This window comes from Streptomyces durbertensis (genome assembly GCF_014156695.1).
GTDB lineage: Bacteria > Actinomycetota > Actinomycetes > Streptomycetales > Streptomycetaceae > Streptomyces > Streptomyces durbertensis.
Window position 1 is genome coordinate 1 of the sequence record NZ_WMLF01000772.1, and the last position, 1,292, is coordinate 1,292.

Annotated in this window: 1 protein-coding gene; it reads right to left on the reverse strand. The window is 72.9% G+C overall.

The genetic code is table 11. The features are described 5' to 3' along the window. Positions 1–27 precede the first annotated feature (27 nt). Positions 28–1,248, reverse strand: coding sequence for an acetyl-CoA C-acetyltransferase (locus GL263_RS26680; RefSeq protein ID WP_182858302.1), 1,221 nt, complete (start codon positions 1,246–1,248; stop codon positions 28–30). Positions 1,249–1,292 lie beyond the last annotated feature (44 nt).

A 1,292-nucleotide genomic window follows, 5' to 3' on the forward strand; every position in this document is an offset into this window, starting at 1 on the left:
TCTTGTCCGGAGTGGCGTCGGGTCCGGTCACGGCGCGAGGCGTTCGACGACGGTGGCGATGCCCATGCCGCCGCCGACGCACAGCGTGGCCAGGCCGTAGCGCAGGTCGCGGCGTTCCAGCTCGTCGACGAGGGTGCCGAGGATCATCGCGCCGGTGGCGCCGAGCGGGTGGCCGAGCGCGATGGCGCCGCCGTTGACGTTGACCTTCTCCAGGTCCAGGCCCATGTCGCGGACGAAGCGCAGCACGACGGCGGCGAACGCCTCGTTGATCTCGACGAGGTCGATGTCGTCGATGGTCAGTCCGGCCTTGGCCAGCGCCTTGCGGGAGGCGGGCGCGGGGCCGGTGAGCATGATCGTCGGGTCGGCGCCGGAGACGGCGGCGGAGACGACGCGGGCCCGGGGGGTGAGGCCGTAGCGGCGGCCGACCTCCGCGTTGCCGATCGCGACGAGGGAGGCACCGTCGACGATGCCGGAGGAGTTGCCGGCGTGGTGCACGTGGTCGATGCGCTCGACCCAGTGGTACTTCTTCAGCGCGACGGCGTCGAAGCCGCCGAGCTCGCCGATGTCGGCGAAGGACGGCTTGAGCTTCGCCAGCGAGTCGGCGGTGGTGCCGGGGCGCAGGTGCTCGTCCCGGTCGAGCACGGTCAGCCCGGCACGGTCGACGACCGGCACGACGGACCGGTCGAAACGGCCCTCCTTCCACGCCCGGGCGGCCCGCTCCTGGGAGAGCGCGGCGTACTCGTCGACGTCGCGGCGGCTGAAGCCCTCGACGGTGGCGATGAGGTCGGCGCCGATGCCCTGCGGGACGAAGTTCGTCTCGAAGCTGGTCATCGGGTCCATGGCCCAGGCGCCGCCGTCGCTGCCCAGCGGTACGCGGGACATCGACTCCACACCGCCGGCCAGCACCAGGTCCTCCCAGCCGGAGCGGACCTTCGCGGCGGCCATGTTGACCGCTTCGAGGCCGGAGGCGCAGAAGCGGTTCTCCTGGACGCCGGCGACGGTGTCCGGGAGGCCCGCGGCGATGGCGGCGACCTTCGCGAGGTCCGAGCCCTGGTCGCTGTGCGGGCTGACGACGCCGAGGACGACGTCGTCGACGGCCGCCGGGTCGAGGTCGGGGAAGCGGCGGCGGATCTCGTGGATCAGCCCCACCACCAGGTCGATCGGCTTGGTGCCGTGCAGGGCGCCGTTGGCCTTGCCCCGCCCTCGCGGGGTGCGGACGGCGTCGTACACAAACGCTTCGGTGGTCACGGGTCTGCGGCCTTTCGTGCGGCTTGCCGGGCGGGGTGGGACGC